Origin of the sequence: Streptococcus sp. Marseille-P7376, assembly GCF_902460385.1 — a bacterium.
Classification (GTDB): domain Bacteria; phylum Bacillota; class Bacilli; order Lactobacillales; family Streptococcaceae; genus Streptococcus; species Streptococcus sinensis.
Genome location: NZ_CABPTS010000001.1, coordinates 105,869 through 115,923 on the forward strand (window position 1 = coordinate 105,869; position 10,055 = coordinate 115,923).

The 10,055-nt window shown below is 45.5% G+C and carries 1 protein-coding gene and 1 pseudogene; both read right to left on the minus strand.

Features of this window, described 5'->3' with window-relative positions:
- Nucleotides 1-65: 65 nt before the first annotated feature.
- A complete protein-coding gene (locus tag FZ952_RS11670) occupies nucleotides 66-1,937 on the minus strand; it encodes a G5 domain-containing protein (RefSeq protein ID WP_410468278.1) in 1,872 nt (623 codons plus the stop codon).
- Nucleotides 1,938-9,884 (minus strand): annotated as a pseudogene (locus tag FZ952_RS00440) (beta-N-acetylglucosaminidase domain-containing protein); the annotation flags it as partial.
- Nucleotides 9,885-10,055: the final 171 nt, after the last annotated feature.

Below are 10,055 nucleotides of genomic sequence, written 5' to 3' on the forward strand. Positions count from 1 at the left end.
TTTCCGCCTTCAAATGACTAGTACGAAAGTCAATTTCTATGCACTAGCTCTTTTGTCGGGAACATTTAGTTTTCACCGTTTTCCTTTTTCTTCATCAGGAACAATCCTGTCAATGCCAGCAAGAGACCCATAAGGGAAGCAGAATCTGCTGCTGTTCCTGTATTTGGCAAAGTGGCCCTTGCTTCATTTGTCTGGCCTAGCTTAGCTGGAGTGCCTGGCTTAACTGGCGCAGCAGTTTTGCTTGGCTGCGTTGGCTGTTCTTCCTTGGTTCCCACTTCCACAATCTGATTGACTGGATCTTTGGAAACAAAGCTGTCGCGAGTCACACGGCTGGTCTCTTGACCATTTTCGATGGTCACTTCAACGAGCGTAATCTTCTCACCGTCCTTGCCTTCTTGGACAACTTTTCGAGTACCCTTAGGCAATTGAGCATTTTCACGCTCAACGGTGTTGAACGGTAGAGCTTCGGTCACGATATCCAAGCGCGGTTGTTCGACGACAAGATTCTTGACGCCTTCCGCTGGTGTCACCTGTTCAACTGGCTTGCCAACTTCCACAATCTGATCGACTGGGGCTTTAGAAACGAAGCTGTCGCGAGTCACACGGCCGGTTTCTTGACCATTCTCAAGCGTCACTTCAACGAGAGTGGTCTTCTCACCAGCCTTACCTTCTTGGACAACTTTTCGTGTACCTTTAGGCAATTGAGCATTTTCACGTTCAACAGTATTAAACGGTAGAGCTTCAGTCACGATATCCAAGCGTGGCTGCTCCACAACCAGATTTTTAACACCTTCAGTTGGTGTCACCTGTTCAACTGGCTTGCCAACTTCCACAATCTTGTCAACTGGGTCTTTAGAAACGAAGCTGTCACGAGTGGTGCGGCCTGTTTCTTGACCATTTTCAATGGTCACTTCTACGAGCGTAGTCTTCTCGCCGTCCTTGCCTTCTTGGACAACTTTTCGGGTGCCCTTAGGCAATTGAGCATTTTCACGCTCAACGGTGTTGAACGGTAGAGCTTCAGTCACAATATCCAAGCGCGGTTGTTCTACTACTGGAACTTGAACGCCTTCTGCTGGTGTCACCTGCTCAACTGGCTTGCCAACTTCCACGATCTGAGCCACTGGGTCTTTAGAAACCAAGCTATCGCGAGTCACACGTCCAGTTTCTTGACCATTTTCGATGGTCACTTCAACCAGCGTAGTCTTCTCACCGTCCTTGCCTTCTTGGACAACTTTTCGTGTGCCTTTAGGCAATTGAGTATTTTCGCGTTCAACGGTATTAAACGATAGAGCTTCCGTCACGATATCCAAGCGCGGTTGTTCAACTGTTGGAGCTTGAACCCCTTCATCTGGAGTGACTTGCTCAACTGGTTTGCCAATTTCTACAATCTTGTCAACTGGGTCTTTGGAAACGAAGCTGTCGCGAGTCACACGGCCGGTTTCTTGACCATTCTCAATCGTTACTTCTACGAGCGTAGTCTTTTCACCGGCCTTGCCTTCTTGGACGACTTTTCGTGTGCCTTTAGGCAATTGAGCATTTTCACGCTCAACGGTGTTGAACGGTAGAGCTTCAGTCACAATATCCAAGCGCGGTTGTTCTACTACTGGAACTTGAACGCCTTCTGCTGGTGTCACCTGCTCAACTGGCTTGCCAACTTCCACAATCTTGTCAACTAGGTCTTTAGAAACGAAGCTGTCACGAGTGGTGCGGCCGGTTTCTTGTCCGTTCTCGATTGTGACTTCAACCAGAATCGTCTTCTCACCGGCCTTGCCTTCTTGGACAACTTTTCGAGTACCCTTAGGCAATTGTGCATTTTCACGTTCAACAGTATTAAACGGTAGAGCCTCAGTGGCGATATCCAAGCGTGGTTGCTCCACAACCAAATTCTTAACGCCTTCAGTTGGTGTCACCTGTTCAACTGGCTTGCCAACTTCCACAATCTTGTCAACTGGGTCTTTAGAAACGAAGCTGTCACGAGTGGTGCGGCCTGTTTCTTGACCATTTTCAATGGTCACTTCTACGAGCGTAGTCTTCTCGCCGTCCTTGCCTTCTTGGACAACTTTTCGTGTGCCCTTAGGCAATTGAGCATTTTCACGCTCAACGGTGTTGAACGGTAGAGCTTCAGTTACCACATCCAAGCGTGGTTGTTCAACTACTGGAATCTTAACACCTTCATCTGGAGTCGTCTTGTGAACTGGAGATGTTGGAGTGTCACTTACCTCCGCATGGTAGGTGGAGATTTCATAGAACTCTGGTCGTCCGCCTTCCCATGTCAGCTTAACATCGAGCAAGTGTACACTATTGGCAAGCTGGAAGGTTTGGAAACTTGTGGTAACTGCCCCCAAGTCTTGCCATGCTGTTTGACCGTCTTTAGATACAGTTCTTGCCCAGACATGCGCTGTGCTTCCTGCTGGAACATCTGAAATCAGGCGAATGTGGTTGGATTCTGTCTTTTCAGATAGATGGTAAATCAACTCACCGCTATCTTGAGTCGTCTTGTAGCTGCTGAGAATATTGCCATCTGCTATATTATTCTTTTCAGATGACTTGCTTTCTGTACCGGTACCCTCTACAGTTGGGTTGTTGACCGACTTAGTATATTCTCCGTCGTTGATGACCAGTTCTGTAAAGCCGACAAAGCGATGGCGATAAGGTGCTGTATAGAATACTCTTAGATATTTAGCTGCAGTTGCTGCCGGCAATTCTCCCTCAATATAGCGATTACCAGGTCGCTGTGAATCATGCGTCCAGCCATCCGTCAAGGAATCATCACGTGCTGGATTTTCCTGACCGTCACCCACCGAAACCACATCTGTCCAAGTCTTACCATCCGCACTAACTTGAATTTTTCCATCACGGAGATAGTTCTGTGTACCATCTTTGATGTAGGCTCGAATCTTCTTAATTTGACGGGTTGCCCCAAGATTGAGAGTCATATGACCATCGGTTTGTGGATAATCAGAAAATTCAACATAGGTGTTGAGGTCACCGTCAAAGAGTTGATCTAGGTTTCTCGCTTTCCGGACGTCTCCGCTACCATAGTTAGGATCGATACCCATGCTGGTAGACTCAATTGATGTTGGTTGAATTTCCTTAGTAGTCAAGAGCAAGGAAGTAGTTCCGATTACCTGTTCCTGATCCATCTTGTTTTCAAGGCGTACATAGCGGACGAGCTGGTGCTCTTTCAGATCAGCTGCACTATACCATTCTACTCCATTTGGAGAATAGCGGAGCTGGAGTGCTTGATTAGCATTTTCACCCAGTTTTAAATCCTCAATTTCATGGAGACGATCCAACTTCATTCCAAGATATTGTCCAGCAGCTAGAGCTGTACCAGCCGGAATCTGCATTTCGTAGCGTCCCAGTTTTTCATTTACCTTGGTAGCCTTGAGCTGTTCCACATTAGTGTCTGTGTATTGGTCTGTTCCAGTCTCTGATTCGACAGAGAAGTTACCAATGCGCCACCAGAAATTGGTCTTTTGCGTATTTCTCGCGCGTACATAACGGATATTCTGATTGGTTTCAACTTCTTTGCTTTGCTCACCAGTCAAGTTGGCTACTGTCGTCCAATTTTGACCATCTTTAGAGACTTCAATGACACCCGCTGCCAGCTTATCTGTCACACCTTGTACCAAACGAATCTTCTTAACTGTTTGTTGTGAACCAAGATCCAGCTGCACCCAAGCATCTACTGGTGTTGTATCGCGTTCGCCGTTTGCCGTTGAAGAACTTGCCAGCATTGCTTCTGAGCTGTCACTATTATCTGTCATCTTAGCAGCCGTTGTATTGAGCTTATAGACCAGATTTGAACTGATGCTAATGCTGCCAGCCTTCTTCTTGGCATTTTCAAGAGGACGGTTCACCGCGATTTCACGGACAGCAAACCAAGTATTGTCTCGGTCTTCTGTCGCTACCATCCGAACGCCCTTAGCCTTGATGTCAAGATTCTCTAGTGTAATTTCAGACTCATTTCCGACATAGCTACCTTGAGGAAGGGCTGTCCATTCACCAGCTTCATTTAGGTATTCAATCTTCGCCTTGTTAAAGGTGTCTTTCGGATTGCTGACAGCTCCCATGGCAAAGCTCAATTTCTTGATAGAAACAGCCTTATTGAACTGAAGCCCAACATAATCACCAGTGCTAATTCGGGTCGGAGTCTTAAAGATAATCTGAGTTGATAGGTCTCCGTCCAGCACTTGAGTCAAGTCGCCTTCGGCACCTGTACGGTTGGTAATAAAAGTCGTTACGACTTTATCTGGATTCAGTTCTTTTTCGATTTCCTTCGCTAGGTATTCTTTTAGGTTGAGGATAAATGGACGGATATGTTGTACACCAAGCTCAGCATTTTCATTGTGATCGACATACCAGAAGGAATGTTTCTTAGATTGCTCATAAGCTTTCAAGCCCTTGTAGTAATTATTCCAGAGTCCATCAGCATTTTTACCACCAATAGATTCAGTGGCTGTCAAGAGAGCATCTAGAGCGTTCATTTGGTCAATAGTATTGTCAAGCCAGTATTTAATCTGCTCGCGCATCCGTTCATGGCCTGATGCTTTATAAGTCTCAGCTGCTGCTTTTAATTTAGCAAATTCTGCCTTCAATTCTTTCCGCTCAGCTGTGACATCTTGGCCTGCTTTCAGCTTGGTCATAAAGCTAGTCAATTTCGGAGCCAGTTCGACAGATTCTTCTAGCTTCACAACACGAGTATCCATATGCTGGTTAATCATGTGCTTACCAAGCTCGCGGAAGGCAGCAGATTCTTTGGTCTCTGTAAAGCGGCCTGTTTCTGCAAAGTTGAAAGCTATATCGTTGACAGCTTTGGCTTCAGCCTCATTTTTCCATATATTCCAGCTATACTCTGCTGCTGAGAAGAGCGCAATTTTAGAAGGTTCTGATTGCTGCATCGGATTGAGCATGACCCCACCGATTAGGCTTGGATCCACACCAGGGTGGAGGAATTTCTCACCGCCGCCTAAGATGAGGTGCTGTTTGGAATTATCCGTACATGGCCAGTTAATCCAGAGCTGAACTGGACGATAAGGTTGACCAGAAGCTTCCAAGTTTCTCTTCAGTTGAGTCAAGAAGTTTTCAGAAACTTCTCCCCAAATCTTACCCCCTGTCAGAGTCATAATACTGCTTTGCGGAAGATTTCGGTTTAGTGAACGTAACTCGTCTTCTCGACCATTGCCCCAATATTGACTCGGAACAAAAATCATCTCTTTCTTCAAGCCTGAATAAGTCGCTTGCTTTTCAGTCAGCCAATCAGTCATGTCCTTCATCAAGCGATTATAACTTTCGTATCCACCATAAGGCTGAGCTGCATCATCCGCAAGGATACCAAACTCACGAACGCCGACGTCCAGTAACTGGGTAAATTTAGCCTTGATTGCATTCAAGTCTTCTTGGTAAACCGTCTCATTTTGGAAGCGAATGCGACTGTTCATAAATGGATGAATAGTCCAGACATAGCGAGTTTTATTTTCATTACCCACTTTAGCCAGCTGACGGATTTCTTCTAGTTTTTCTTTTGGATAAAGTTCTCTCCACTTGCTGTTGTGATATGGGTCATCTTTTGGCGCAAAGAAGTACTGGGTCAGTTTCAAATCACCACCGTAGCGCATCAAGGCCGCACGATCTTCGTTGGACCATGGGTTACCATAATAGCCTTCAATAAAGCCACGATTCTTCACATCAGCATAGTCTTCTACATTGACCTCACGCAGAACTGGAGCAGGGCTCTCATTGAGCATATGCTTAAGCGTTGTCAGTCCGTAGAAGACAGCATCTGTATCTTTTCCGACGATGGAAATTTGCTGGCCTTTGATAACCAATGAATAAGCATCAATCTTATCAAAGAGGCCCTGATTCACAGACTCTGCACTCTGTGCTTCTTCTGCTTTTGAGCCAGTCTGATGAACTCCCAGATAGATATTGGTTGCGCCTGCTTCTGCTGTCTTACCAGTAGTATAGGAAATATTGCTGTTCTGCAAAATCGATTTGAGACGATTGCGGGTGTAAATATCAACCTGCTCACCGATCACTAAATGGACTTTTTGGTCCAGACGCACCAAGCCATTTCCATAAGTAACCTTATGAGGAGTCGGGAATACCTTGTATTGTTTTTTGAGATAGTCTTGGCTTCTCAAAGCAGATTCGACTGCACTTGGGTCTGCTGGTTTTTTAGCGACAAAGGTATCTTCCAACTCAACAGTTCCATCATCTTTCGGTGCTGGAGTTTCTGGTTTTGGATCTGGTTTTGGTGCTGGAGGTGTAGCTGGCTCATCTGATGCTGCGATCGGTTTCAAAAGATTGATTTCCGCTGCACTAGCATATCCTTCCACTCCTTGTAAAATCTTCAACTGAATCGTGTCCGTTTCTACAGCTTCAAAGTTTGCGATCTTTTCAGCTGTATTATTAGCCCAAGTTCCTTCTGCTACTTTGACCAATTGTCCAGCTTTTTTAGCATAGACTTCGTACTGGGTCGCAAGACCATTTCCACCGCCTGGGCGAGGGAGATAAGTCAGCGCATTCACAGCCGTCGTCTGCTTCAAGGTCATAGTAACCGTATAAGACGGATCCTTCTTCGTCCAATGTGAATGCCAGAAAGTCGCAGGATTGCCATCAAAAGCCTTAGCGATTGCTCCTTCTGTAGAGTTTCCTGGTAACTGCTCACTACTTGCTTCCACACGGGCAAGCTGGTCTTGTGCAATCAAACGTGGATTGACAAAAGGCTTATCAGACAAGCTCAGGCTATGCAAGGTACCTTCAAAACCGCCGATTTTCTCAAGAGGTAGGACAAGACTGGTGTGAGCTAATCTTGGATGGGCTGGGTTGGCAAGACGATTTATCTTCTCGCCATTGACATAGAGCTCCGTTGACTGAGGCTTGGTGACAAAGACGAGTTCATAGCGTTTGCCTTTTTCCAGACTCTTGTCAAATTGAATATGGTGTTGCTCAAACTGATAAGCGACTTTTCCTGACTCATCAGACAAGTAGAGCTTGTTTCCTTCACTGGAAGCTAACTCTTGAACACCGTCTCCTGTGACCGTCACATTGACTTTTAGGACATGACTTGGACCGATATTGCCGATAGCATTTTCAATCTTGCTTTCTTTGTTAAAGACCAGACCTTGATCAGTCTTTGTAACATTGCTTGCATCATAGCGCTTGATAGTCTTAGGATTGATGTCATAAGTCTCTGCATCATCAATCTTATACTCTGGATTGCTATCTGGTGCATAGACATATTCTGGACGTGGCAAGGTACGGTGAGCAAAGCTGCTAGCAGTACGGTCGGAACCCCAAGTTTTTTCAGCAGTGACCCTTGTTGCTTCAAAGAAGCGCTTGAATATATCATAAGAAGTCATGCCTGTTTCATGGAGATCAATATTATCATTCCAAACCGCATGTCCACCACCCAAGATATGAGGGTTGGAAGCTGCTAGTTTTGGACCATTTCCTGCTGTCGTGAAGTCATTTGGCGTCCAGCGATTGTATTGGTGCTCATAAGATGAATAGTCTCCGTAAGCTCCTTGCTGATTATTACCATTTGGCACACTGTAGGTCGGAACATCGGTAATATTGATAATTTTAGCGCCGGCCTTCAAGGCTGCTTGCGGTTGCTGCCAGCCCAAACTCCAGATATCCACTTCGACATCCTTTAGATCAACTGGTGTCTGGCCGCTCTTACGGCTGAGTGAGCCCCAAATCCGTGGCGTATAGCCCTTACCTTTGATATAGGTGATCAAATCGTTGACATAACGGCGATAGTTTTCGTTGTTGCCATAGTATTCGTCTGTCCCGATATGAATGGTTTTGACACCACGTAGCGGAGCATCATCGCCATCCAACAATTTATCATAAACAGATTTGACAAAGCGCAGAGTTTCGTCATAATGCTTGTCTAGATCCAGCATGGCAACACGTTCTACATTGTGCTTATTCGGACTGAGCTGACCTTGATACATCAAGTCTGGACGAACCTTGACAAAGGACAAGGCATGCCCTGGTGTATCGATTTCCGGTACCAGATTGATTCCTAGTTCATCTGCCAAGGCGATGAGTTTTTGCATTTCTTCCTTGGTATAATGCTGTTTAGAGGTCAAGGCTACGCCATTGTCACCTACAATATCTGTCTGTAAACGGAAGCCTGTATCTGCATGATTGAGCACATACTCTAGCTCTTGCTCTCTGGTCAGATTTTTACCTGCCACGTGCTCCTTGAGGAAGATATAGTTATCATTCAAGTGCAATTGCAAGTCATTCATCTTGTAGTAGGCCATGTTGAGCATGATGTCCACAAGCGCATCATAAGGAATAAACTTGCGGCCAGTGTCTAGCATGAAGCCACGGTGGCTGAAACTTGGGAAGTCTCGAATTTCACCATTTTGGATATTTTCTTGGCCCATTTGAAGCAGGGTCCGAGTGGCATAGAAGGCACCTTTATTGGTCTGTGCTTCAATGGTAAAGACATTGTCCTGAATGGTAATGCCATAGCCTTCTTCACCATAACCTTTGTCCGTTACTTTTTTAAACTCAATCCGGTGTGCAGCTGTGTTATCTCCCTTTGCTAGCTCTAAGCCTCTTGAAATCAAGTCATTAGCATAGAAATTAGCCGCCTTATCAAAGCCTGAGTCTCCAACAGATAGGACTGTGTCTTCTAAAATGGATGAACGCCCTTCTTCACCATGCCATTGCTGAACGGTCGGAGCAACTTTCGGCTTGTCTCCCACACCTTCGTCTGCATAGCGGCCAGGCACTCGAATCTCAAATTCCTTGGTCACTGTTTGGCCTTCATGTACTTGTTGCAAAGAGACTTTGACCGTTTCTGCTGTTAGAGGCTGATAGACTTTGTTGTTTAGGTCAATCACACCTTTCTTATTGCTACCGACTAGGCTGACTTCTCCTGGTAACTCAGGCATGACTAGCGAGCGACCATCTTGAGCTAGAGTCAGCGACTCTACTTGGTTAAGATTGGTTACTTTTGCTGGATCAGGAATATTGGAATAAGCCCGTAACTCTTGAATGCCGACATTGCGCCAGCGCATGCTGCCCTCAGCGTATTTGGTGATTTCTAACTTGAGATATTTAGCCTCAATCGGAGTGTCAAGATTAACCCTTTCATCTAAGATAGGTTGACCATCTTTTTCGTAGGCTAGTTTCCATTTGCGAGTAGCTTCTTCTTCATTGATAGCTTCTGCTGTAGCATAGTAGAGTTTCCAACCTTGCACATTTGGGTCATTAGGCTGGCCCGCTCTCTTTCTGCGGTCCCAGTCAATCTCCAGTCGCTTGATGGAGGTGGTCTTCTCCAGTGTCAGCGTCAGATGAGGATTTACTGCATCTCGGTCGGTCGCCCAACGGCTGCTGTCGTCTCCATCAACCGCTTTGTCAGCAGTGTTAGATGTATTTTGCTCATGGTTTGATGCTCTGACCTGAGCATTCAATAAATGATTGACATCAGGGGTATTTACCACTTCTTTTGCTGGTGCAGACGGTTCTGGCTGGGCTGGTTGGGGATGAGTGGTTTCCGCACTGGCAGCAGGCTGATCCGGCTTGGGATTAGCTGTATCTGAAGGTGCTTCATGAGTGTTTTCATTATTGTTGGAAGCAGGTGCTTCATTTTCCCCAGACTCTGCTTTTGCTAACTTATCTGCTAATTCAGCAGGCAGTTCTGTTAGCGCTTCTACTTTTTCTACCGTCCCCGAAGGATTCTCCCCACTATCTGCTACCGTGCTAACAGTCGTGGTTGAATTTGATGGCTCAACCTCAGCTGCCGATGCCAACTGAGAACCAAATAGAAGAGCTCCTATCAGAACCGAGCAAGCTCCTACGGCATACTTGCGAATGCTGTATGTACATTTCTTTTCAAAAAATCTTTTATCCATGTTTTTATTTTTCTCCTCTTATCAGAGTAAGCGCTTTCGATTTTGGTTGAAAAAATACCTTCTTTGCGAATTCTACCACAAATCTAACTTAAGTCTATAAAACATAAAAATGGTGAGAAGAGAGCAAAAATCATCATTTTTGTTTCTTCCCACCTTAGACTATTTAGCTTG